Here is a 24,227-nt window from a genome sequence, read left to right as displayed (position 1 = left end):
GTCGCAAGCCCCGCGATTCCTCAAGGCTTGCGACTCATTGCCGATACGTCCTTCAAACTCCCTGGACGTCATCGACGGGTATGCCTGCCGTGTTCATTGCCGAACGTGCGGGCCTAGTTCTGCACCTCAACCGTGTCGAAATCCGGCGCGTCTGGTGCGTCTGGAGCATCCGGGGCGTCTGGCGCATCCGGTGCATCCGGGGCGTCCGCCACATCCTCTCTGGCCGCCCTCGCCTCAGCTTTGGCAGCCTCTCTGGCTGCGTTCGCCTCGGCTTTGGCTGCGTCCCTGGTTGCATCCGCAGCAGCCCGTGCAGCATCCCTGGCGGCATCTGCGTCGGCCTTGGCCGCGTCCCTGGCTGCATCCGCAGCGGCCCGGGCAGCGTCCCGGGCTGCATCTGCCTCTGCGCGCGATACGCCAGCAGCTCTTGCGGCATCCCGGGCTGCATCCGCCTCAGCTCTGGCGGCGTCCCTGGTTGCATTGGCAGTCGCTTTTGCCGCATCCCGGGCTGCATCTGCATCAGCCTTGGCGGCGTCCCGGGCTGCATTGGCATCAGCTCTGGCCGCGTCCCTGGCAGCATCTGCGGCATTGTCGTTGTCGTTGTCGTTGTCGTTGTCGTTGTCGTTGTCTTTGGCGTTGTCGTTGTCTCGCGCATTGCCCGGGCCTTTGTTCCCGGCAATACCACCATGGTCAGCGTCGCCGCGCCCTTGGCCACCACGACCATCACCGTCATGGCCACCAGCACCATGACCGCCACCCTCTCCTCCATGGCCGCCACCACCGTCACCACCGTGACCACCGCCTCCAGAGCCTCCGCTACCGGAGCCACCGCCACCGTGGCCGCCTCCGCCGTCGCCACCGTGACCGCCGCCTCCGGAGCCGCCGCCACCGCCGTGACCACCACCTCCCGAGCCGCCGCCACCGCCGTGACCGCCGCCTCCGGAACCGCCGCCACCGCCGTGACCGCCGCCGCCTCCGCCGCTACCACCACCACCGCCGCTGCCACCATCTTTGGCATACACGCTGGAGAAACTACTGATGTAATCAGGCACCAGGACAGTCGATGCCGACAGGACCCCGCCTATTGCCAGAGCCAACAAACATTTCTTGAGCAGCATGATGCACCTCCGCTTGGAGTTGCGTTCTCACCTCCGTATCGAACGCAATGTCCAGTGAGTTCCCGGCCGCCCATTGGAGCGGCCAGCCAACCGGCGCGGCCATAAATATGCAGCATTAACGAGCCACTGCGGTATCCGTACGATCCCTCAGAGCCAGCCGGCATCGAAACGTGGGAAATATTCCCACACAACTTAGATTAGTCCTGTCAGCCCAAGTGTCAACGACCAGATATCAGGTCCAGGGCACGCGTTGAGCAATCGGCCAAAAAGCAGACAGAGGGCGCAGCAATAACCAATGAGTAGCTATGCTTGGTTTGTTGCCTGGCTCTCCTGGCAACATCGTGAAAGGAGGCGTTTGAGATGCAACTCATCACGTTGAAAATCGAAAAGCCGGAAGTGACGAACTTCATTCTGGGTCAGACGCATTTCATCAAGTCCGTCGAGGACATCCACGAAGCGCTGGTCAATACCGTGCCAGGGATCCAGTTTGGCGTGGCCTTTTGTGAGGCCTCTGGCCAATGCCTGGTGCGATGGTCCGGTACCGACAGCTCAATGATTGAACTTGCACAGAAAAATGCGAAAGCCATCGCCGCCGGCCATAGCTTCATCATTTTCCTGGGCGACGGCTTCTATCCGCTGAACGTGTTGAACACCATCAAAATGGTTCCAGAGGTATGTCGTATTTTTTGTGCGACAGCCAATCCAACCGAAGTGATTCTCGCTGAGACGCAGCAAGGGCGAGCGATCCTGGGCGTCGTGGATGGCTTTTGTGCCCATGACATCGAAGGCGATGAAGACATTCTGTGGCGCAAGAACTTGCTGCGGCAGATTGGCTACAAGCTGTGAAGTGCAGAGCGTGCAACCACCCACGCTCAACCGGAGCATGGTACTCGACGCGTGACGCCCTGTTTTGGACGGTACGGCAGGTGCTGACCTGATCAGCCTCCTGATGTAACGAATCAAGTCAAAATGTTTACCTGCAGGGCAGATCCTTATACGATGAAGTCCGCTTCTACTGCTCTCCATCGGACCTGAGCAATCCGTGGTTATTATGCATGACAAAGCGACTTAACAAATTGTGCTCTATGGCCATGCAAGATTCTGCGCGGCGAACAAGCAAAAATTGTATACAAGTTCATTCATACAATTAAATAAAATAACATTGAGCACCTGAACGATGAACAACCCTGATTTACTGACTGAAAGCGCCAAAGCCTTCAGCATAGTTATAGTAAATTACAAAACACCAGAAATTACCAAGATATGCCTGGACTTATTGCACCAGCATTTTGGCAGCAACAACGTCCCGGTATGGGTGGTTGACAACTATTCCGCCGATGAGAGCACTGAGTATTTACGAACGCTTGACTGGATCAATTTGATCGAGCGCTCTGTTTCCGAACCAGAAGCCGGCCATATTGCGCATGGCAAGGCACTTGATATGGTTCTAGAGCGAATTGACACCGATTATTTATTCCTGATGCACACCGATACATTTGTTTTCGACAAAAATGTTTTTCCGATGATGCTGAATAAATGTTTGAACAACCCGAAAGTCGCGGCCGTCGGTTGTGTCGAGCAAATAAACCGCGGCACCACGAGAACTGTCTGGCGCTTTAGCTCACGACTGTTCAAGCACCACTTCAGACGCCTGAAAATCTCCATGGGATTGCGTTCCAGAGAGCCAAAGCCGTACAAAGAAGTCTACTTGAAAAGTTTCTGCACGCTGTGGAACTGCAAACTTGTCAAACAGCACAACCTGCACTTTTCGATGGATGATCGCGTGCCAGGCTATACCCTCCAGGACCGCATGACCGAGCTTGGTTATGTCGTTGAAATGCTATCACCGCGTAAAATCTTCAGCTATCTGGATCACATTCAGTCCGGCACTGTTGCAGCGGTTGGCGGCTATGGTGAAACTCATAGGCGAACCAAAATGTACAACAACATCCTTAAGCGTCTGAACAAGGACGACCGGGCAAATTGAGTTGCGAATAGACGCAACGAGCAGTGCATTCAACCCTGCGTGAAGTCACCCATACGTTTTTATATCAGGTCATTGGAGCGGTAATGGCACCCATCACTCAAGCACTACCTATCACCCTGTCCCCGGAACTTGATTTCGACCAAAATGCCGCCAGCGCCTTTGGTGCCTCGTTGACCGGCAGCTATGTTCAGGCTACGCCATTTCCGCACATAGTCATCGACAACTTCTTGCACGAAGACCTGATTGCGAGCATCTGCTCGCACTTCCCGGTCGAGCCCACCGACAATGAAATGCTCTACGAGCGCGGCTATAAAGGTCAACGCAAACGTCAAATCAGTCCCAACGAATGCGACCCCTATTTGAAGACTGTTTTCAACGCCTTTAACTCGGCCCCCATGTTGCAGTTTCTTGAAAAGCTCACAGGCATCGAAGGTTTGATACCCGACCCCTACTTTACCGGCGGCGGCCTGCATGAAACGAAAAGCGGTGGTTTCCTGGGGGTGCACTCGGACTTCCGGCTCAACAAAAAACTTAATGTCGAGCGCAGACTGAATATCATCATTTATCTGAATGAAAACTGGCAAGAGGAATACGGCGGCAACCTGGAACTTTGGGATGTCGGCATGAAGACCTGCCTTAAGAAAGTCCTGCCCATTTATAATCGCTGTGTCATTTTCAACACAGACAAGGACAGCAATCATGGGCACCCGGAGCCTTTAACAACTCCGGAGCACATCACCCGCAGGTCTATCGCGCTTTATTACTACACAGCGGGAACCATGGCGATCGATCCGGCACAAAGAAACAAAACCCATTACAAACCTCGGCCCAAAGATCGTTTAAGCCTGAAGTATTACATCAATAAACTGATCAAGAAGAAAAACTGAACCGCAAAGCGCCCTGGAGCGGACAGGATGTCCGAAAGCGGCCAAGGGCCAGGAATCAGTAAGCGTGGCTGAGCAACAGTCCGGCCTCGCCGTCCGGGCTGGCGTCGGAAAAACCCTTGACGGCATACAACTGAAACTTCCATTGCTGATTGAGCTTGTGCGTGAGGAAGAGCGTGACTTCCTTGATCTCGTCGCCCGTGGAAACAACCTTCTGCCGCCAGTCGTAGGACATGCCCGCCGTGGTGCGCGCGAACACGGGCATGGCAAAGCCCAGGCCGGCGAATATCGGATTGTCGAAGTCGGAGCCCGACGGGTCGCCGTACTTTTTCCAGCCCAGGGTAGCGAACCCGGTCACGGGACCGAAGGCCTTGGCGACATCGACCTGGGCGGAATAGTCGGTTTTGCCGGTGCCCAGGCACTCGTCTTCGTCGGCGGTGGGCAACTTGACCTTGCCGATCAGGTCCACGAACAGCCCGCCTACGCTGCCGTCCAGCACGGCATAGTCGGCACCGGCAACGGTGTCGCCCAGACCGCTTTCCACCTTGCCGCAACCGCCGGGCAGCGGCTCGCCGTCAGGGCCGACCGAAGGATTGGTGATGCGTAGCCAGGGCACGGTGAGCTTGTAGGTCATGGGACCGGTTTCGTATCTGCCCACCAGCGGGACGTACCAGGTTTCGGACGTAGTACCGGTGCCATAGTCGCCCCGAGAGTAGTCGGTTCCGATCGAGGTCGTGAAGGTATCGGCCAAGGCCGGCAAGGCCAGGCTGGCAAGCCAACCGACGAGCAGGATGCGCTTGGGGTCCATGTTCACCTCGTGTCTGGCGTCATCGAAGTTCACACGCATGTTTTGTTGCGTGACTTACCCAGCCTAGTTACTTATGACGAAAGTGCATCATGGCAGCACTGTTTAACCCGACCTGCCGGAGTGATCGATTTTTTCAACCGGCTCAACCTTCTCGACTTTTTCTGGCCGATCAACTTTGTCTACCTTCTCAACCTTTTCTGGCCGATCAACTTTCTCGACTTTCTCCGCACGTTCGACCTTCTCTACCCGCTCTACCCTCTCCACTTTCTCGACTTTACCGGATTGCTCGACCTTTTCGACTCGCTCTGACTTGCCAGACTTGTCCACGTTCACGTCCACGCGCTCAATCTTTTCGCCACCGTCATGACTGTCACTGCCCCCGTGGCGAGTATCGTCGATGACACTGCCTGCGCTCTCGGAGCGGCCGCTCCTGTCACTGCCCGAGTTCCCCGAATCCCCCGAGCTGCCAGAGTTGCCGGAGCTATCGGAGCCGCTCGAGTTGCCCGAGCCACTTGAGTCGTCGGTGTCTTGCTCGCTGGAATCGAGTCGTCCGTGCCGGTGGCTGGCTGGCGAATCGGAGCGCTCGCGGGGCAATTCGATACGCGTTGCCTGCACCTCCCGCGCGCCGGTGAACACGCCGTTGATCCGCACGCGTCGATCCAGCGTCAGCTGCGAAGCCTGCACACCGACAAACACGGTGTCGCGCGCCAGCGTCACATTAAAGCCGCCCACCACCAGATGGCGGTCCTGTCGGCTCTGTACCAGGCCCTCGATCACCGCGTTGTATGCCCGGCCGATGAAAGGCAGGCTCGGGTCGGGGCGGCTTTGGCTCACGTCCAGCTCGCGACCGGACCAGTGGCCGCGCACCAGCAATTCCTGCGCCGGGCCGGAGTGGTTGCTGAGTTTGAGCCCCTGGAGATAACCGCTGCGATCCACCGGGCCGATGGCACTGGCCTCCTTGAGGCCGGGCGCCCGGTCGATGCGGCTGGCCACCACTTCACCACGAGCATCGCGCAACCCGCTGACCCGAACGGGATCACCCGGGCGCAGGTCGGCAGCGACCTGGGCACCTTTGGCCAGGCGTACCGGTTGCCCCATGACGCGCATGGGCATGGAGTCGCGCGGCAGGGCTGTCAAAGGACCTTCGTAGGCGTGCAGGATAGAAATGCGTCCGGCCTCCAGGCCTCGCCGGGAGTTGAACGCTTCCACGGCAACCACTTGGCCTATCGCCAGGCGAGTGCTGGAGGTGGCAATACCGTTCTCGCTGACAGGAACGTTTTTGTTGAAGTGCACTTCCACACCATTGACGCAGATCGAGGCGAACCCGGTGATGGTGCCGACAATGCCGGTACCACCGATTCCCCCGTTATCGTTGCTGATGCCCGTACCACCCACACCGCCTGCAACGGCCCCGGTGCCGCCAATGCCGCCAGGGCGCTTATTCAGTGGTGCACCGGTACCACCGACTCCACCGTTGTCGGTGTCGATCCCGGTACCGCCCATGCCGCCAGGCGCTGCGCCCGTGCCGCCGGTGCCTCCCGGTGCCTGGATGACCGGCACTTCGCCGGTGCCTCCCGGTGCCTGGATGACCGGCACTTCGCCGGTGCCCGCGTCATTCTGGCTGACACAGGCCGGCGCGGCTTGCAACATAATCGCAAGCCCGAGGCCCAGAACGAGGGCGACTGCACGAACCAGGCGCAATTTGACGGTCATGATTCAGGCGCTTTTGGCGAATTGGGATCGGAAACTTCAGTGTAGAAGTACAGACCGACCGTGATGCGCTGACGCGGCTCAAGGCTGGGCAGGTCCCGGAACTCCAGTTCGGCGGCGAGTCGATTGAAGCTCAACAGGGCCTGCATTCCCTCGCTGGCCACGGCCTCGCGCAACGCCTCGACGCTCATCGGGGCCAGTGCGTCATAGTGGACACTGCGTTCAAAAAAGGCCGGGCCGTCGCTGCTCAGGTTGTGAACTGCAGCGCAGGCATGATCATGCAGATTATGCCCCAGGTAAGCCGCTTTCTCATCGAAGCCCTTTTGTGGCACGAAGGCCTGGGCTTCGAGATGCACGCGATCTTGTTCGCCAAGGCGCACGACCCCCAGGCGCAGCCACTCGTCCAACACCACCCGCGCCCTGATATCGGTACTGACCTTCGCCACCAGGGCGTCGAATGAGCGATCGCCGCCGACACTGGCCAATCGAGGCAACGGCAGTGGCTGGCCGGCGTCGTTGCAAAAGGGCGCCTTGGCCCAGGCGTTGACCAGTTGCGCACCGAATGTGATGCTTTCCGGAAGCGTGGAAGCAGCCGGGTCGCCGGTATTGCGCAAGCGCCGTACATCCTTGCGGTGCACGCCGGTGAGCAGGCTGATGCGGCTGTCGGTCGGTGCCTTCTCGCCCAGGCGGAACTCACGGTCCGCCACTTCGACGAAAACCTCCTTGAGCAGGTCGGCAAACACCAGGTAGGTGACGCCTTTGCGCAGCATCAGGCGCACCAGCGGCTGCATGACATGCCGCAAGGCTTTGAGGAGCGAGGTGGGCAGCGTGGACGATTGCATTCAGCGGATTCCTGGATAGATAACCCCAGTATAGCCATGTGGGAAATAATCCCATGAAACCACCCGCGTATTTTTTGCCGCGACTCATGCAAAACCGGTCCCCAGGGTTTTACATGAGTCACAAAACGCATCAGATCCGGCTGTTGTCGTCGCCGGGCTCGCCGCCGACATGGACGCCGTGGTCATCACCAGGCTCACCGCCAACGTGGACGCCGTGGTCATCACCAGGCTCGCCACCGACGTGGTTGCCGTGATCATCCCCCGCTTCAGCATGGGTACCACCACGACCGGAGTTCGTGCCTCCAGAACCAGCATGGCCTGAATTCCCATGGTCGCTGCCGCTGTGACCACTGTTACCACCGTGGCCACTGTTGCCGCCATTCCCGCTGTTACCGCCATGACCACCGCTGCCGCCACCGCCGCTTCCGCCGCCGTTTCCACCACCACCACCACCACCACCACCACCACCACCACCACCATCCTTGGCATAGGCACTGGAGTCATGGGAAATGGAATCTGGTACCAGAACGATGGAAGCCGAAAGGACACCGCCAATTGCCAGCGCCAGCAATCCTCTCTTGAAAAGCAGGTAATTGTTCATCGTGCATTCTCCTGGTGATTTACCGCGAGCAGTGTCAACGCCATACGCGTTGCAATCCGGGAGCGGCATGGGAGCAAACCGTCAAACCTACAGCTTCTTCTGAATTCTTATACGTGGGATTTTTTCCCACGCACAGAAGTTAGCCCTTTCTGGTTCAGGGTCAACCCGCGCACGAGAAAGCCGACCGACGGACAAGGGGACACAGATGGGGATGGGAGGGGGTTGCCCATGCGGGAGTGGCATGGGCGGTGGTACTTTACGTTTTAAACCGGAGGTTTACAGGTACGAAACACGGTATGTCGATCGCTACCCCGGTACCGAGTTTTTTTGCACACCGACACTGCCCGCCCTGCCGGCGACTGCCAGTGCCACGCAACAGGCCAGTAACGAGAATGCGGCGAATGCGCCCATCACATGCAGGTAAGGCAACACGTGATTCCAGGCTCGAGCCACCCCCAGGAAAGCGGCGAACAGCCAACCGCTCATGGAAAGCGCACCCAACAAGGCGAGCCGCGAGCGACCTGCACTGCGCAGTGCGACGAAGGGAGCCTTTTGCAGCAGCGGGAAGCCGATTCGATGCAATAGCGCACCGTTGAGGCTCAGCAGCGCGACGACCGTCACCTTGGCCCAGAGCTTCTGATTGAGCAGATACGCGTCGCCTTCATTGAGGTAACCCTGAAGCACCAGCAACAGACCGCTTACCCAAAGGGCCAGCAGCGCGAGGCTGACAATCTTCTGGGTTTCATCGAGGTATTCAAGCCTCGCCTGGTCCAGTATTTCCTTGCGCCAACTCCAAAGCTTGTGATCCGCCTGCAACACCCTCCCCAGGGCAATACACGTAGCGAGCAGATGACCGTATACGAGAAGCATTTTGAGCATTGCCTTGACCTTATTATTGTTTGGCGCTGCGGTCCCTGCTTCGCTGAATTGAAAACGAATGATACAAATTAGCAATTGCACTTTCAAGACAAACGCCAAATAACATTCGCTAACACAGACCACCATACGACTTTCGTCGTATATGGACCGCGCATTTTGTTGTCGATTTCACAGCGTCTGGTTCGACTATCTTTCAGGGAGCTGTCTCAAGGTGTCGCAGACTTCCCTGCCTGAACCCTTAAACCAGAACCAATATCAGGAGAAGACCATGCGCACTCTGACCGTTGCCGCGTTCGTAAGTCTGGACGGCGTCATGCAAGCGCCCGGCGGGCCTGAAGAGGATTGCAGTGGCGGATTCCGCTTCGGTGGCTGGATCGTGCCCTACGCCGACAAAACCACCGGCCAGGCCGTAATGGACCTGTTCTCACAGCCATTCGAGTTGCTGCTGGGGCGTCGTACCTACGACATCTTCGCCGCCTATTGGCCGAACATTCAGGCCGACTCAACCCACCGCACCATCGCTGACTTGTTCAACGCCGTCCCCAAGCATGTGGCCACCCATCGCGCCGACTCGCTGGCCTGGCACAACAGCCATGCGCTGGAGGGCAACCTGGTCGACGCGATCAACGCGCTTAAACGCCAGGACGGGCCTCAGCTACTGACCCAAGGCAGCGGCGATCTGGTGCGGCAACTGCTAGCCGCCGGCCTGGTGGACGAGTTGCGGCTGATGATTCATCCCATCCTGCTGGGACGCGGCAAGCGCCTGTTCGACGACAACGCACAAGCGTCGGCCTTCACCCTGGTGAGTTCGATCAGCTCACCCGGAGGTGTGCTGATCGCCCGCTACACCCGCAGCGGCGAGGTGCGCACAGGTTCGTTCGAAGGCGTCAGGTAGCGCTAGCCCGCGTCTCTGCAGTCCGGGTGAAATTAAGCTTGGGCTAAGGTTGCCTCTTTAGTCTTCGACACTTTCGAGTAGTCGAGCATTTCGAAGATGGGTAGTGTCGATACAACCGCCAAACCACCGTTCAGCATCGTTCTGGTTAATTACAAAACCCATGATTTGACCAGGATCTGCCTGGACCTTTTGCGCGAACCGGTACGAAAAGCCGGAATCCCGGTCTGGGTGGTCGATAACGGTTCGGCGGACGCCAGCGTCGAGTATTTGCGCTCGCTCGACTGGATCAACCTGATCGAACGGGATGCCCCCACCAAAGAGCCGGGCCATATCGCCCATGGCAAGGCACTGGACATGGCGCTGGCCAGGGTCAACACCGACTATCTGTTCCTGATGCACACCGACACGTTCGTCTTCGATGCAAACGTCTTTGCAATGATGATGGAGCACTGCACCAAGGATCAAAACGTCATCGCGGTCGGTTGCACGGAGCAACTCGACCGCGGACTGCCAAGGACTGCGTGGCGCTTCACTTCACGCCTGATCAAGCACCACTACCGACGCCTGAAGCAATCGCTCGGCCTGCGTTCGAAAGACCCGAAGCCTTACAAGGAAACCCACTTGAAAAGCTTTTGCACCCTGTGGAATTGCAGGCTGATGAAGCAGCAGGGTTTGCATTTTCAGATCGATGACCGTGTGCCCGGTTATGAGCTGCAAGACCGTGCGATCGGGCTTGGCTACAACGTCGTGTTTCTTTCGCCCGGCAAAATCTTCAAGTACCTGGACCACGTCCAGTCCGGCACCGTCGCCGCCGCGGGCGGCTATGGCCAAGGTCATCGACGGACGAAAATGTACCAGGACATTCTCAAGCGCTTCGGTGCAACCAACACCTAGAAACCTGCGCCCCGAAAAAAGCCCACTGACCATTGCCGGTTCAGTGGGCTTTTTCGCATCAGGCTGATACTGGCTTACTGTTGCAGGACAAAGGTCGCCAGGCTTTTCAGGTCGTCCGCGCTCAGCTGCGCGAACGGTGGCATGGGCACCTCCCCCCACTTTCCGCTACCGCCGTGCTGGATGCTGGACATAAGCCGGTCCATGGCCTGCGGGTCCTTGGCATATTTGGCGGCCACATCGCGGTAGGCCGGGCCCACCACTTTGTGATCGATCGCGTGGCAGGACAGACAGGCGTTGTTCTGCAGCAAGGCCTTGGCGTCGACTTTTGCCACAGCCACAGCCACCGCCGGGGGCTGGGTCGCCGTGGCGTTCGAGGCAGCCTGAACATCGGCATCATTGGCCTTCGCACTGCCGTAAGTCACCGCCAGGTAAGCGCCGATAACACTCACATCCTGGTCGCTGATCGGAGCGCCGTACACGTGCTGCATCTTTCCCGCTTCGGCGGTCCACTGTGCCAGGCTCATGCCCGGCGGCTGGAAGTTGATGTAATCGGCCGAATGGCAGACGGAACACTTCTGCTGCGCCAAAGCGTAACCAGGCATCGTACTGGGCTTGAACACAGCCGTTTCAGGCGGCAGCGTGATCGATAGCGGCGCGGCGCCAGCCACGGTCGCCAGACAAACCTGAGCCGCGCAGAGCAAGGCGGTCATGCATTTCACAAGTTTCATGCGGCCCTCCTCAGGCGACGGTCACGTGGCTGGTTTCAACGACGTGGCGGCGGTAGCCACCGGGGTTCCAGTCTGCTTGCAGCGGCTGCGTCTCGCCCGCACTGTTGCTGGCGCGCACCATCAACTGGGTCGCGCCCTTGCTGGTAAAGGTGATCGGCAGCGTCCACTGACGAAAGGAGAAACGGCCAAGGTCCTGCCCGAGCGTGGTTTCGCGCCAGGTATTTCCGCCGTCGATCGACACCTCCACCTTGTTGACCCCAACGCCACCGTCGAACGCGATGCCCTTGAGCACCACGCTTTTGTTCAGCGGCAATACATCGCCGTGTTTAACGCTGGTGATGAAGCTGCGTACCGGCAATTTGGAAATCGGCAGGGTTTTCGCCGCCGTGGTGCCGGGGGCAATGCACAAGCAATCGTTATCCGGCACCCGGTACCCCTTGGCCATGAAGAAACCGTCGTAGGTGTGGTCGAGGACCTCGATCTCACTCAGGTGCTTGACCCAATACGTGCCGAAATAGCCTGGCACCACCAGGCGAATCGGGTAACCGTTGAGAAATGGCAGGTCGGTGCCATTCATCGACCAGGCGATCATCGGCTCGCCGTCCATGGCATGGCTGATGTCCAGCGCCTTGATGAACTCCGGCGTGCTCGGCAGCACGGGTTTATCCTGCCCTCGGAAGGTCACTTGCGCGGCACCGGCTTTCACGCCGGCCTTTTCCAGCACGGCCTTGAGCGGTACTCCTACCCAACGTGCATTGCCCATGGAGCCATTGCCCAACTGAGCACCGAACACGCGGGGCATCGAGAAGCCACGGCTGTTACCCGAACACTGATTGACCGCCACCACTTCCACCGGTTCGGCAAGCGCTTTGAGCTCGGCAAGGGAAAGCGACAGCGGCGTGTCGACCGAGCCCTTGATCGTCAGGCGGTAGCTGTCGGGATCGATGCTGGTCGGGAAATTGGCCAAGTGATAACGCACGAAAAAGGCGTCATTGGGCGTGATCGGCCCCTCGTTGAAGACGGGGAACGGCGTCTCCAGATGCGGCGGCCGCGTGGTCACCAGGGTCAACGGGCGTTTTTGCGGGTATTGCACCAGCGGGCGTGGGCCAGCGGCAAAGGTCACTTCTTCGACATTTTCCTCGGCAGCCTTGGCGAGGCTTGCCAATGGCGAAGCCGCCAAAGCCAAAGTGAAAGCATCGCGTAAAACCCGCCGACGGCTCGGCTGGCTGCGGTCTAAAAAACTGAACTTCATTCTGCGCTCTCTCTGATTGTTTTATTGAGATGCAACTGACAGTCCCCCATCAGAGTAGTGAGGCAGGACTTCATGTGCCAATGCGATTTCGCTTTACTGTTCGAGGTCGGTAAACCAACCAGTATCGTCCCGTGCAAGCGGGCTGCTTCACATTGGGCGTCAGGGACTTGGCAATTGATGACAGCGGTAGCGAAGGAGAAATTCATGGCTGCCCGCTACGTCCTACAGCCCCACCAACCAGCACCAAGTGGGAAAAATCTGATTTCACTCAATAGCGGCCTCTGGATGAGCCATGCCTGTATGGAAGAACGTACATTCCCTCCCGCAAATTTTGATTGCCAAGGAGAGATCGCATGGCGTTTGACGCATACATCAAAATCGAAGGCATTCCAGGCGAAGCCCTGGACGAGAAGTACCGCGACTGGATCGAGGTCGACGGCTACAGCTTTGGCACTCGCCAAAGCACTTCAGCCACCGCCAGTTCTGCCGGTGGCGCGACGGCCGGCCGTACCACGCTGAGCACCTTCACCTTTACCAAGGTTCTGGACAAATCCAGCTGCAAGTTGATGGAGGCCAGTTGTGCCGGCGAACATCTGAATCAAGTCACGCTGGTGCTCAGCCGTGCGGGCACTGACAAACTCAAATACTTCGAGATCGTACTCGAGGAGGTCATCATTGCCGACTACATGCAAAACGCCAGCGCCGGCCTTCCAGTAGAAGTCGTGCAACTGGACTATGGCCGCATCAAAACTGTCTATACCCAGCAAAAACGCAGCGATGGGGCCGGCGGCGGCAATGTAGCCGGCGGCTGGGATCGCATCGGCAACAAACGTTATTCGTGAGGCTGACATGGCACAGCCTCTGGCGTTCATCAATTCGCAATCCCAGACTTACGCGTCCCTCAAGGCCCACCTGGGCCTGACCGGCATCGCCAACAGCAAGTTCGATGCACTCAACAGCCATATCGCCAACACGGTGGTGCTGGCGGGCGAGCTTGTGATCATCGGCGATGTGTCGACGCCATCGAGTACCAATGAAGAGGCGTACCTGATGGCCAGGGCAAGCGAAATCCACATCGCCCTGCTGACCAATCAGGTCGACGCCGACGACTTCCTGCTCGATAACTTCGAACTGCTCCAGGAAATGCTCGCCAACGGTGCTATCGGTGCCGGTGTCGTCAGTGATGGCTGGAGCAAACACATGGCCGCGATCAAGACCACCCTGGAGGAAATCGAACACGCCCATAAAGACTATCTGCGCAGCGGATCAATAGTGGCCCGGGACAGGTTTTACACCGAACGCGCCAGACTGTTCGGCAAGCTGGAAACACAACTGGGCAATGTAGCGTCCTACGGCTCCGGGCTACGCTATCAAGGCTCGATAAAACGGATGCTGGGGATTTCGACCAAGCGCTACATGAGCACCGGTGAGATTGCCGGCTATGCGCAAAAGGTCGGCGGCGTGGCCAGGGCGGCGAAGCTGATCAAACGAGGGGTCTATATTGGCGTCGCGCTGGACGTTGCTTCTGCCGGGCTGAGTATCCGGCAGGCGTGTGCGTTGGGGCGGGAGGATGAGTGTACGAAGGCGAAGTATGTTGAGGGCTCATCGCTGGTTCTAAGCTTGGGTGGTGGAGCCGGTGGGGGTTTACTAGGCGGATTCGCGGCATCATACGGGTGTATTGCAGTGTTAGGTCTCGCTACTGGGGGCCCCGGCGCCCTGGTTTGCAGCGTGATAGGAGGTGCTGTGGGAGGCTGGGCAGGCGGGTCGTTTGGGGAAACCACCGGTGAAAAAGTAGGCGAATATTTATACAGCGAAATGGCGCAATGAACCCAATACCGCTCGGTCTGATTGGACTCATCATAGGAGCTCCGCTGACGATTATCATGATATGGTTGATTTACATGGTTCATGTCTATACGGAAAAAGCGGAAACACTGCTACCAAACAGTAGTTTTGTCGAACTAAACAATAAAACTTTTTCACAAGCAGGTCTAATGGGAAAGGCCATGCGTAATGGATTCCTTACTCTAGCTCTACTAAGTCCAAATTTATTGACCAAAAGAGGCCTTATAGACTTGATGGAAGTCAAAAAATTTCCGAGAGACTTAAAACGATTGTTGATTGCATCCTGGACTTTATGTTTTTTATTTACCACTGCGCTCATAATACTTGGAATTTATATTGAGTACATCGATAAAATTCGTGCCCTATAGCCAGTGAAACCTCCTGCTGCTCCAAGCTTAATTATAAGGCGAGATTAAACGGATGCTGGGGATTTCGACCAAGAGCTACATGAGCACCGGTGAGATTGGCGGTTATGCACAAAAGGTCAGCGGCGTGGCCAGGGCGGCGAAGCTGATCAAGCGAGGGGTCTATATTGGCGTCGCGCTGGACGTTGCTTCAGCCGGGTTGAGTATCCGGCAAGCATGTGCGTTGGGGCGGGAGGATGAATGTACGAAGGCCAAGTATGTTGAGGGTTCTTCTTTGGCGGGAAGCCTTGTTGGTGGAGGCGTAATAGGAGGTTTTGGAGGACAAGCGGCAATCGTGGGGTGCATGTTAGTGTTAGGGATCGCAAGTGGCGGGTCTGGCGCAATCGCATGTGGTGTAGTTGGCGGCGCAGTAGGAGGAATAGGAGGTGGTTTACTCGGAGAAATGGCGGGTGAAAGCGTTGGTGAATTCCTGTATGAAACGATAGAAAAATGAGTAATATCCCTCTCGGCCTGATAGCACTATTTATACTGGGTCCATTAGCGCTTGTAGCGATATGGCTAGTTTACATCGTGCAAGCCTACACCGAAAAAGCGGAAGCATTGCTGCCAAACAGTCATTTCGTAAAAGTTAACAAGTCTGCATTTTTTCACATGGGAATTATGGGAAAAGTTGTGCGTTGCGGCGTTCTTACCATGGTTCTAATAATGCCAGCACTTTCCGTAAAGAGAGGAATTGTGGATGCTACGGATGTCGAAAAATTCCCAAACGACTTGAAGCGAATGCTGGTTACTTCATGGGGTTTAGGCTGGCTACTAAGCATTGCTCTAATGATATTTGGAACATATCTTAAATATATTGAGTAAATTGCTAATTGAACTGATTTCGAAAACCCATATGTCACCTGGTGGGTTTCGTCCCTCCCAAAAAACCATAAAAAACCCGCCAACCATTACTGGTTCAGCGGGTTTTTCATTACAGCTCCAAGTGACTCAAACGCCTCTCCATGACGGGTGAGGCATCCTTTTTACAGAGCCATATCACTCGCAGCATTAGCCTTCGGTGCCTTAGCATCCGTATCAACAGTCACTGGCTTCACAGCCGGCGCAATCACCGGTGGTGGAGTCAGCTCCAGCACCTTGGCGGTGTAGGCCCACTCTTGCGCAACCTTCTCAGGGCTGGCGTTCAGTTGAGTGCCGTAGCTCGGTACGATCTGGTGCAGTTTTGCCTGCCAGTCTGGGGTCGCAACCTTGTCCTTGAACACTTTCTGCAGCACGGTCAGCATGATCGGTGCGGCGGTCGATGCGCCTGGGGAGGCGCCCAGCAGGCCGGCGATGCTGCCGTCTTGCGAAGCGACGATTTCGGTGCCCAGTTTCAGCACGCCACCGGCGGCTTCGTCACGCTTGATGATCTGCACGCGCTGGCCGGCTTGCCACAGGCGCCAGTCTTCAGCCTTGGCGTTAGGGAAGTATTCCTTCAGGGCGTTGAGGCGGTCTTCGTCAGACAGCATCAGCTGGCCTGCCAGGTACTCGACCAGCGGGTATTCCTTGATGCCGACCTTGGTCATTGGCCACACGTTGTGGGTGGTCGTGGTGGTCAGCAGGTCCAGGTACGAACCTTCTTTCAGGAACTTGGTGCTGAAGGTCGCGAACGGGCCAAACAGGATCACGCGCTTGCCGTCCAGCACGCGGGTGTCCAGGTGCGGAACCGACATCGGCGGAGCGCCAACGGAGGCTTTGCCGTAGGCCTTGGCCAGGTGTTGCTCGGCAATGGTCGGGTTCTCGGTCACCAGGAACGAGCCGCCTACCGGGAAGCCCGCGTATTCCTTGGCTTCAGGAATGCCGGACTTCTGCAGCAGGTGCAGGGCACCGCCGCCGGCGCCGATGAACACGAACTTGGCGTCGGTTTCGGTCTTGCTACCGTCTTTCAGGTTCTTGTAGCTGACGCGCCAGCTGCCGTCTTCGTTCCTGGTGATGTCCTGCACTTCGCTGGACAGCTTCAAATCGAATTTCGGCGTGGTTTGCAGGTGCGCAACGAACTGACGGGTGATTTCGCCGAAGTTCACGTCAGTACCCAGCGGGCTCCAGGTGGCCGCGATTTTCTGGTTCGGGTCACGCCCTTCCATCATCAGCGGCACCCACTGCTTGATCACAGCCGGGTCTTCGGAGTACTGCATGCCGGCGAACAGCGGGCTCGCTTGCAGGGCTTCGTAGCGTTTTTTCAGGAACTTGATGTTGTCATCGCCCCACACAAAGCTCATGTGCGGCGTGGAGTTGATGAACGAACGCGGGTTCTTCAGCACGCCTTGCTGAACCTGCCAGGCCCAGAACTGACGGGAGATCTGGAAGGCCTCGTTGATTTCAACGGCCTTCGGGATCGAAACCTTGCCGTTCTCGTCTTCCGGGGTGTAGTTCAGCTCGGCCAGGGCGGAGTGACCGGTACCGGCGTTGTTCCAGCCGTTGGAGCTTTCCTGGGCGACGCCGTCGAGGCGCTCGATCATTTGCATCGAGGTGCCTGGTTCCAGCTCGTTTAGCCACACACCCAGGGTCGCGCTCATGATGCCGCCACCAATCAGTAGCACATCGACTTTCTTGGCCTCTTCCGCGTGGACGGCAGACATCCCCATGGACAAAGCCAGCCCCAGCAGGGCCGTGTTCACTTTCTTAAACATCTGTAGCACCTATGATAAAACGCCATCCGCCCTTCCATCCTCACGCGCACAACCCCATGTTTCACGGCAGTCACGGGTGCGGCACTCAAGGATTGCAGGGTGGGCACACAAGGCCGATGAACCGCATCGACCCCACTTTAATGTCCCTTCTGAACTGACTTTTTATCTTTATTGGCTTCAGCTACTTGAGCGACAGTGATTCCGTCGGCACGTCTCAAGGACACGCAAACTGAATAGATCAAACCAAGTTGTCGCGAAGAATATCACGACAAGGCTTACCCGCGCGTCTGTTCCCGACCGGTTAGTCCGGGCCCGGGCGCTCGGCCTTCTATACTCATCCTGTTTTTCTCAACGCGTGTGTGAGCAACAGCCATGTGCGATAGGAGCAGTCATGAGCGATAAAGACGATCTACGCAAGTACTCCTCTCAAGTGGTCGACGGCGTAGAGGCCGCACCGGCGCGCGCCATGTTGCGGGCCGTGGGCTTTACCGATGCAGACTTCACGAAGCCGCAGATCGGCATCGCCTCGACCTGGGCCATGGTCACCCCATGCAACATGCACATCGACAAGCTGGCGCTCGAAGCCGAAAAAGGCGCGAATGCCGCCGGCGCCAAGGGCGTGATCTTCAACACCATCACCATTTCCGACGGCATCGCCAACGGCACCGAAGGCATGAAGTATTCGCTGGTGTCCCGCGAGGTGATCGCCGACTCCATTGAAGTGGTGGCCGGTTGCGAAGGTTTCGACGGCCTGGTGACCATCGGCGGCTGCGACAAGAACATGCCGGGCTGCCTGATCGGCATGGCCCGGCTGAATCGACCGTCGATCTTTGTCTATGGCGGCACCATCCAGCCGGGTGCCGGCCATACCGACATCATTTCCGTGTTCGAGGCCGTGGGCCAACACGCGCGGGGCGATATCAGCGAGATCCAGGTCAAGCAGATCGAGGAAGTGGCGATTCCCGGCCCCGGTTCCTGTGGCGGCATGTATACAGCCAACACCATGGCCTCGGCCATCGAAGCGTTGGGCATGAGCCTGCCCGGCTCCAGCTCTCAGGAGGCCATTGGCGGCGACAAGGCCTCGGACAGCTTCCGCGCCGGCCACCAGGTGATGGAGCTGCTCAAGCTCGACCTCAAGCCTCGCGACATCATGACCCGCAAAGCCTTCGAGAACGCCATACGCGTGGTGATCGCCCTCGCCGGCTCGACCAACGCCGTGCTGCACCTGCTGGCCATGGCCAATGCGGTGGATGTCGAGCTGACCCTGGATGACTTCGTCGAGCTGGGCAAGGTTTCCCCGGTGGTCGCCGACCTGCGCCCCAGCGGCAAATACATGATGAGCGAACTGGTGGCCATCGGCGGCATTCAACCACTGATGAAGCGCATGCTCGATGCGGGCATGCTGCACGGCGATGTGCTGACCGTCACCGGCCAGACCCTGGCGGAAAACCTGGCCAGCGTGCCCGACTACCCGGCCGGCCAGGACGTGATCCGGCCTTTCGACCAGCCGATCAAGAAGGACTCGCACCTGGTCATTCTGCGCGGCAACCTCTCGCCCACCGGCGCCGTGGCCAAGATCACCGGCAAGGAAGGCCTGCGCTTCGAAGGCACGGCCCGGGTCTATCACGGCGAGGAAGGTGCGCTGGCCGGCATTCTCAACGGTGAGGTGCAGCCCGGCGAGGTGATCGTGATCCGCTACGAAGGGCCCAAGGGCGGCCCGGGCATGCGCGAAATGCTGTCGCCGACGTCGGCGGTCATGGGCAAGGGCCTGGGCAAGGAGGTGGCGCTGATCACCGACGGGCGTTTTTCCGGTGGCTCCCACGGTTTCGTGGTCGGTCACATCACGCCGGAAGCCTTTGAAGGCGGGCCGATTGCGCTGGTCGAGAATGGCGACAGAATCATCATCGATGCAGAAACCCGGCAGATCACGGTGGATGTCTCCGATGCCGTGCTGGCCGAGCGCAAGTCGCGTTGGGTGCGGCCGCCATCCAAGTACACGCGCGGGGTGTTGGCCAAGTATGCGAAGACGGTGTCCAGTGCTTCGGAGGGGGCTGTGACGGACAAGTACCTGTAAGGTTTGAGTCTGGCGCTGTTTGGTCTAATGCCATCGCGAGCAGGCTCGCTCCCACAATGGATCTTCGGCAAATGGAGATCAACTGTGGGAGCGAGCCTGCTCGCGAAGGCGTCCTGTCAGGCAACCTCTACCTCACAGTCGAAAACGATCCAACGACCGCGATAACTCCCCCGCCAGGCTCAACAACTCATCCGTGGTCGAAGCCATCTGCCCGATCACCTTGCAGTCGTCATCGCTTGCTTTTGCGCCATGCCACGCAAGGACACCAGCAACAGGCTGACAAACGCCCCGGCAACCGCGATGGCCATGTCCATTTGCGAATCCCACGGATCGTTTTGCGCGCCCAGTCCACCCGGCTGCGGGGAGAAAAACCCGACACCCCGACAATCACCAGAAACACCAAGAGCAACGTCAGGTCGAACCGTAAACGCGGGTCAGGCTGCAGGGCGCAATACCTCGAAGTCAGGGCATCGCCCTTTTAACTTCGAGGCAAGGGCACCAGGCAAGTTCGCTTTTTTCCTCCGCCTCATGATAGGTTGTACGATGACTGATGAATAATCACCCAGTCATCGCGCTATCCCTACAACAACAAGGAAACACCCATGAAAAAAGCAAAAGTGCTGATCGGTTTTCTGTGCCTGTTCAGCGGCTACGTCGCCGCCACCCCGGCTGCCGCGGACAAGGACGTGGCCCAGGCGGTCGACCACCTGACCCAGGCCATGCTGCACAAAGACATCCCGGAGCTGCATGCCTTGACCGCCGAGAACCTGACCTACGGGCATTCCAGCGGCAAGATCCAGGACAGGCAGGCCTTCATCGCCGACATCGAAACCGGCAAAAGCGCCTTCAAGACCCTTGAGATGCAAAACCAGACCATAACCGTCTCCGGCGATGTCGCGCTGGTCCGTCACCACTTCTCGGCGCAAGCGCTCAAAGGCACTGAAGTGGTGCCGACGGAAATCGAGAACTTCCAGATCTGGCAAAAGCAGGACGGTAAATGGCTGTTGGTGGGACGGCAGGCGTTCAAGTTCTGAAGCACATCTGAAGCCACCTGTAGGAGCGAGCCTGCTCGCGATAGCGTTGTGTCAGACACCGATGATGTCGACTGACACGCCGTCATCGCGAGCAGGCTCGCTCCTACAGTGATTTTGCTCAAGTGACAGATGTGCGCATGACGTCACTGTCAGGTATTGGTTTTCAGCTTGGTCCACAGCCGCGTGCTCAACCGTGCTATGGCCGCGGGCAAGTCCTCTACGGTAAACAGCTTGTCCATCACGCTCTTGGGCGGATAGATCGCCAAGTCCTGCGTCACCGCCGGGTCGACGAAGGCATCCGCCGCACTGTTGGGGTTGGCGTAATGGATGCTGTTGCTGATGTTGGCAATCACCTTCGGCTCCAGCAGGTAGTTCATGTAGGCGTAGCCGTTCTTCTCATGCGGCGCGTTCTTGGGCATGACCACCATGTCCAGCCACAAGGTGGAGCCTTCGTCCGGGATCGAGTAGGCAATGTCGATCCCGTTTTTCGCCTCCCTGGCGCTGGCGGCGGCCTGCACGATGTCGCCGTTGAAACCGATCACCGCGCAGACGTTGCCATTAGCCAGGTCGCTGATGTACTTGGACGCATGGAAATACTGGACGTAAGGCCTGATCTTCAGCAGCGCCTGCTCGGCTTTCTTGTAATCCGCTGGTTCATGGCTGTGGGGCGGCAGGCCCAGATAGTTAAGCGTGATCGGCAGGATCTGCGTCGGGTTGTCGATGATCGCCACGCCACACTCGCTGAGCTTCTTGATGTTGTTCTCGTCGAAGAACAGGCTCCAGGAACGTGTGACATCGGTATTGCCGAAGATCGCCTTGATCTTCTCGACGTTGTAGCCGATGCCCGCCGTGCCCCACATGTAGGGGTAGCCGTACTGGTTGCCCGGATCATTGACCTCCAGTTTTTTCATCAGCGCCGGATCGAGGTTTTTCCAGTTGGGCAACTGGCTCCTGTCGAGTTTCTGGATCGCGCCGGCCTTGATCAGGCGCGACAGGAAGTGGTTCGACGGGCTGACCACGTCATACCCGGTGTTGCCGGTCATCAGCTTCGATTCCAGCACTTCGTTGCTGTCGTGGATGTCGTAGGTCGCCTTGATCCCGGTTGCCTTGGTGAAGCTGGGCAAGGTGTCGTCGGCGATGTAGCCGTTCCAGTTGGAAATGTTGACGGTTTCGTCGGCATACGTGGCGGCGGAAAAGGTCGAGATCAGGGCCACAAGGGAAAGCGTATTGACGCGCATGTTGAATCACCTTCGATGAGAAGTGCTTTTGTTCGTGTTGTGAACTGGGTGTTTTCAGATTTCGCTTCTGGCCCGGACCGTTTCCACGCGCATACGCAGCATGGCACCGATGTCGAGCAAGGGCTTGGGCGGCAGCCAGCCGGGCTGTGCCCGTTGCATGACCGACTGCATCAGCGGCGACTCACGACCCGAGGCCAGCTCCGCCAGCAAGCGGCCCCACAGCGTGCCCCGCGCCACGCCGGATCCATTGCACCCGGCCACGGCGAAAACGCCCTCCTCGACTTTGCCGAAATACGGTTGCCCGGAGCGCGAAGCGCTGAGATGACCGGTCCAGGTGTATTCGATGTCCTGCTCCCCGAGCATCGGGAAACGCCTTTGCAACCCCAGCACATGGTGCTGGCGGCGGGTCGACAGTTCGCTCAATGACAAATCCCTTGAGCGGTATTCGGCGGTGTTGCGGATCATCACCCGGCGATCCGAAGTCAGGCGCACCGTGGCGCCCAGCGGCCGGGTGGACAACACGCCCCACGGCGCTGGCGCACCGATGGCTTGAAATTCTGCATCGCTGAGCGGTCGCGTAAGGCTGGCGCTGAGTTCCATCGCAAACGTGCAGCTGTCGTCGATCCCCAAACGGGGAATGAAAGCATTCAGGCACACCAATACCTGCCTGGCCTCAACGCATCCATTGGCGCCGCGAGCGCGAATGTGGCCGTTGCCCAGGCGCTCAAGTCCGCTGATATCGGTGTTCTCGTAGAGCGTGACCTTTTCTGGCAAGGCATCGAGCAAGCCCCTCACATACTTGGCCGGTTGCAGCAGTGCATTGCCATTGCCGCACCAGATCCCGGCACGGTAGTGACGGGTGCCAAGTTTCTCGGTCAGTTGCTCACCTTGCAGGAACTGTGCGCTGGCCCCCACGGCACGCAGGGTCTGCAGCTTGGCCTCGACCTGGGTCAGCTTGCGCGGATCGCTGACGGCAAAGAAATAACCCGACTCCCTGAAGTCGCATTCGATGCCATGGCGGGCAATCTGCTTGCGGACTTCGTCGGCGGCTGCGCGGCCGATGGACGTATCCACTTGATATCCCGCGAACCCGTCACTGCCCACCAACTCGCCAGAGGCGGGATGCTCATGGGCCACCACGAAACCGGAATTGCGCGCCGAAGCGCCTTGCGCAGCCCGCTGCCGGTCAACGACCACGATGCGTGCCTCGGGGTGCATTTGCGCCAGGGCGTGCGCCGCACTGAGGCCGGTGATGCCGGCACCGATCACCAGCCAGTCGGCCTGCTGCGTGCCTTTGAGCGGCTCACGTAGGGGTGAACTCCCCGCTTGCGCAATCCAGCCACAGATATTTTCCATGTGTCACCTCAGGTTCTTGTTCTGTGTTCCGTCTCGATCCACTGCATGCAGAATTTGCATAAATGGTTTTCGAGGACGGTGGCGATGACTAGAATCTAAAGGCTCAAAACGCGGGCAACCAACGTTATTAAATCATCGAGGCATTCTGAAAACGCATGGACAAGATTCGCCACATGCCCTCGCTGCAGGGCTTGCAGGCCCTGGTCGAGGTTGCCGGGTCGGGCAGCTTCACCCAGGCGGCGCAAAAGCTGTGCCTGACCCAAAGCGCCGTGAGTCGACAGATCCAGCAACTGGAAAGCCACTTTGGCGTGGCGCTGTTTGTCAGGAGCAGCCGCAGCCTTCAACTGACCGCCGAGGGCGAACAGGTCCTGGCCAGCGCCCGCAGCATCCTCGAACAGCTGCGCAGCCTCGAAGACCGGCTCGCGCCGCAAAAACGCCCGTTCCGCATTCGCATGCACGTGTCACTGGCGGTGCGCTGGCTGCTGCCCAGGTTGAGCGAGTTCTACCGGCATCACCCGGACGTATCCCTGGCAATTGAAACCGTGGCCACCGAAGTCGTGGAGCCGGCCAGTGACAGCGACGCCTACATTCTCTATTTGCCCGAGCCGTCCACAGCACCCGATTGCCTGACCCTGTTCGAAGAAGCGTTGGTGCCCGTGTGTGCGCCAGGGCTGAGTACTACCGATCGGCCATTGGCTTCGCTGGAAGATCTGTCGGGGTTCGCCTTGCTGCACCGCTCCTCCGATCAACATGACTGGCAGGTCTGGCTGTCAGCCCATGGCGGCAAGACGCTGCATGACTATCGACACATCCCCTTCAACCTCGACGAACTGGCGCTCGATGCCGCCGCCCGGGGCTTGGGCGTGGCGATGACCGACATGACCCTGGCGGGAGAGTCGATTCAACGGGGAGAACTGGTGATTCCGTTTGGTGAGCCGTTGAAGACCCGGGGGATTTACTCGCTGTGCCTGCAACCTTCGGCGGCGGCGCATCCGGCCTGCGCACCGGTCATGCAATGGTTCACCGCGCAAACCACTGCCTGACCCTGTGG

General features: G+C 58.4%; 24 protein-coding genes. 13 read left to right on the top strand and 11 right to left on the bottom strand.

What is annotated here, in order from left to right; all coding sequences use genetic code 11:
* Positions 1-113: 113 nt before the first annotated feature.
* Positions 114-1,115 carry a hypothetical protein gene (locus AC3IX1_RS11470; RefSeq protein ID WP_489388805.1) on the bottom strand — a complete coding sequence of 334 codons (1,002 nt, stop codon included), beginning with the start codon at positions 1,113-1,115 and terminating at the stop codon, positions 114-116.
* A 360-nt stretch (positions 1,116-1,475) separates the two neighbouring features.
* On the opposite strand from AC3IX1_RS11470, the gene AC3IX1_RS11465 reads away from it, so the two are divergent.
* From AC3IX1_RS11465 to AC3IX1_RS11455, 3 genes are all read left to right on the top strand, one after another.
* On the top strand, positions 1,476-1,961 hold the full coding sequence (locus AC3IX1_RS11465; RefSeq protein WP_489388261.1) for an adenosine-specific kinase: 486 nt from the start codon (positions 1,476-1,478) through the stop codon (positions 1,959-1,961).
* A 331-nt stretch (positions 1,962-2,292) separates the two neighbouring features.
* On the top strand, positions 2,293-3,102 hold the full coding sequence (locus tag AC3IX1_RS11460; protein ID WP_489388260.1) for a glycosyltransferase: 810 nt from the start codon (positions 2,293-2,295) through the stop codon (positions 3,100-3,102).
* 83 nt (positions 3,103-3,185) lie between these two features.
* Positions 3,186-3,989, top strand: coding sequence for a 2OG-Fe(II) oxygenase (locus tag AC3IX1_RS11455; RefSeq protein ID WP_489388259.1), 804 nt, complete (start codon positions 3,186-3,188; stop codon positions 3,987-3,989).
* 55 nt (positions 3,990-4,044) lie between these two features.
* Here AC3IX1_RS11455 and AC3IX1_RS11450 read toward each other — a convergent pair whose 3' ends face one another.
* The 5 genes from AC3IX1_RS11450 to AC3IX1_RS11430 all read right to left on the bottom strand — a co-directional run bounded on the left by AC3IX1_RS11450 (position 4,045) and on the right by AC3IX1_RS11430 (position 8,826).
* On the bottom strand, positions 4,045-4,794 hold the full coding sequence (locus tag AC3IX1_RS11450; RefSeq protein WP_489388258.1) for a hypothetical protein: 750 nt from the start codon (positions 4,792-4,794) through the stop codon (positions 4,045-4,047).
* Between the two features lie 102 nt (positions 4,795-4,896).
* Positions 4,897-6,507: a DUF5666 domain-containing protein gene (locus AC3IX1_RS11445; protein ID WP_489388257.1), complete on the bottom strand. Its 1,611-nt coding sequence runs from the start codon at positions 6,505-6,507 to the stop codon at positions 4,897-4,899.
* Positions 6,504-7,346, bottom strand: coding sequence for a DUF6502 family protein (locus AC3IX1_RS11440; RefSeq protein WP_489388256.1), 843 nt, complete (start codon positions 7,344-7,346; stop codon positions 6,504-6,506). Before AC3IX1_RS11440 ends, AC3IX1_RS11445 begins: the two co-directional genes overlap by 4 nt.
* 130 nt (positions 7,347-7,476) lie before the next feature.
* The gene (locus AC3IX1_RS11435) at positions 7,477-7,947 is read right to left on the bottom strand and encodes a hypothetical protein (RefSeq protein ID WP_489388255.1); all 471 of its coding nucleotides are present in this window, start codon (positions 7,945-7,947) and stop codon (positions 7,477-7,479) included.
* A 306-nt stretch (positions 7,948-8,253) separates the two neighbouring features.
* The gene (locus AC3IX1_RS11430) at positions 8,254-8,826 is read right to left on the bottom strand and encodes a hypothetical protein (RefSeq protein ID WP_489388718.1); all 573 of its coding nucleotides are present in this window, start codon (positions 8,824-8,826) and stop codon (positions 8,254-8,256) included.
* Between the two features lie 268 nt (positions 8,827-9,094).
* Here AC3IX1_RS11430 and AC3IX1_RS11425 point away from each other — a divergent pair, with 268 nt between their 5' ends.
* The gene (locus AC3IX1_RS11425; protein ID WP_489388254.1) at positions 9,095-9,721 is read left to right on the top strand and encodes a dihydrofolate reductase family protein; all 627 of its coding nucleotides are present in this window, start codon (positions 9,095-9,097) and stop codon (positions 9,719-9,721) included.
* A 96-nt stretch (positions 9,722-9,817) separates the two neighbouring features.
* Positions 9,818-10,615: a glycosyltransferase family 2 protein gene (locus AC3IX1_RS11420; RefSeq protein WP_489388253.1), complete on the top strand. Its 798-nt coding sequence runs from the start codon at positions 9,818-9,820 to the stop codon at positions 10,613-10,615.
* Positions 10,616-10,689: 74 nt separating this feature from the next.
* On the opposite strand, the gene sorB is transcribed toward AC3IX1_RS11420, so the two are convergent.
* Both sorB and sorA read right to left on the bottom strand, forming a co-directional pair.
* Entirely contained in the window at positions 10,690-11,343 is a 654-nt protein-coding gene (gene sorB, locus AC3IX1_RS11415) for a SorB family sulfite dehydrogenase c-type cytochrome subunit (RefSeq protein ID WP_489388252.1), read from the bottom strand.
* A gap of 10 nt (positions 11,344-11,353) precedes the next feature.
* Positions 11,354-12,595: a SorA family sulfite dehydrogenase catalytic subunit gene (gene sorA / locus AC3IX1_RS11410; RefSeq protein WP_489388251.1), complete on the bottom strand. Its 1,242-nt coding sequence runs from the start codon at positions 12,593-12,595 to the stop codon at positions 11,354-11,356.
* Positions 12,596-12,948: 353 nt separating this feature from the next.
* On the opposite strand from sorA, the gene AC3IX1_RS11405 reads away from it, so the two are divergent.
* The 5 genes from AC3IX1_RS11405 to AC3IX1_RS11385 all read left to right on the top strand — a co-directional run bounded on the left by AC3IX1_RS11405 (position 12,949) and on the right by AC3IX1_RS11385 (position 15,669).
* Positions 12,949-13,437 (top strand): Hcp family type VI secretion system effector, encoded by a 489-nt coding sequence (locus AC3IX1_RS11405; RefSeq protein WP_489388250.1) that lies wholly within the window; start codon positions 12,949-12,951, stop codon positions 13,435-13,437.
* Between the two features lie 7 nt (positions 13,438-13,444).
* Positions 13,445-14,422 carry a hypothetical protein gene (locus AC3IX1_RS11400; protein ID WP_489388249.1) on the top strand — a complete coding sequence of 326 codons (978 nt, stop codon included), beginning with the start codon at positions 13,445-13,447 and terminating at the stop codon, positions 14,420-14,422.
* A complete protein-coding gene (locus AC3IX1_RS11395) occupies positions 14,419-14,808 on the top strand; it encodes a hypothetical protein (protein ID WP_489388248.1) in 390 nt (129 codons plus the stop codon). Before AC3IX1_RS11400 ends, AC3IX1_RS11395 begins: the two co-directional genes overlap by 4 nt.
* 79 nt (positions 14,809-14,887) lie before the next feature.
* The gene (locus AC3IX1_RS11390) at positions 14,888-15,298 is read left to right on the top strand and encodes a hypothetical protein (protein ID WP_489388247.1); all 411 of its coding nucleotides are present in this window, start codon (positions 14,888-14,890) and stop codon (positions 15,296-15,298) included.
* Positions 15,295-15,669 carry a hypothetical protein gene (locus AC3IX1_RS11385; RefSeq protein WP_489388246.1) on the top strand — a complete coding sequence of 125 codons (375 nt, stop codon included), beginning with the start codon at positions 15,295-15,297 and terminating at the stop codon, positions 15,667-15,669. The genes AC3IX1_RS11390 and AC3IX1_RS11385 overlap by 4 nt, the downstream gene beginning before the upstream one ends.
* Positions 15,670-15,830: 161 nt before the next feature.
* Here the strand turns inward: AC3IX1_RS11385 and mqo are convergent, their stop codons facing one another.
* The gene (gene mqo / locus AC3IX1_RS11380) at positions 15,831-17,474 is read right to left on the bottom strand and encodes a malate dehydrogenase (quinone) (protein ID WP_489388245.1); all 1,644 of its coding nucleotides are present in this window, start codon (positions 17,472-17,474) and stop codon (positions 15,831-15,833) included.
* Positions 17,475-17,865: 391 nt separating this feature from the next.
* Between mqo and ilvD the strand changes: the two genes are divergently transcribed.
* Positions 17,866-19,548 (top strand): dihydroxy-acid dehydratase, encoded by a 1,683-nt coding sequence (ilvD, locus tag AC3IX1_RS11375; RefSeq protein ID WP_489388244.1) that lies wholly within the window; start codon positions 17,866-17,868, stop codon positions 19,546-19,548.
* 602 nt (positions 19,549-20,150) lie between these two features.
* Positions 20,151-20,582 carry a nuclear transport factor 2 family protein gene (locus tag AC3IX1_RS11370; protein ID WP_489388243.1) on the top strand — a complete coding sequence of 144 codons (432 nt, stop codon included), beginning with the start codon at positions 20,151-20,153 and terminating at the stop codon, positions 20,580-20,582.
* Positions 20,583-20,731: 149 nt separating this feature from the next.
* Here the strand turns inward: AC3IX1_RS11370 and AC3IX1_RS11365 are convergent, their stop codons facing one another.
* Together AC3IX1_RS11365 and AC3IX1_RS11360 are read right to left on the bottom strand one after the other, a co-directional pair.
* Positions 20,732-21,820: a polyamine ABC transporter substrate-binding protein gene (locus AC3IX1_RS11365; RefSeq protein WP_489388242.1), complete on the bottom strand. Its 1,089-nt coding sequence runs from the start codon at positions 21,818-21,820 to the stop codon at positions 20,732-20,734.
* Between the two features lie 54 nt (positions 21,821-21,874).
* Positions 21,875-23,176: an NAD(P)/FAD-dependent oxidoreductase gene (locus AC3IX1_RS11360; protein ID WP_489388241.1), complete on the bottom strand. Its 1,302-nt coding sequence runs from the start codon at positions 23,174-23,176 to the stop codon at positions 21,875-21,877.
* Positions 23,177-23,331: 155 nt separating this feature from the next.
* On the opposite strand from AC3IX1_RS11360, the gene AC3IX1_RS11355 reads away from it, so the two are divergent.
* Complete coding sequence (locus AC3IX1_RS11355) at positions 23,332-24,219, top strand: LysR substrate-binding domain-containing protein (RefSeq protein WP_489388240.1); 888 nt, start codon at positions 23,332-23,334, stop codon at positions 24,217-24,219.
* The last annotated feature ends 8 nt before the right edge of the window (positions 24,220-24,227 follow it).

It is taken from the genome of Pseudomonas sp. KH_046_2, from assembly GCF_057838985.1.
The sequence above is the reverse complement of the archived record's forward strand: the minus strand, read 5'-3'. Positions and strand labels throughout refer to the sequence as shown.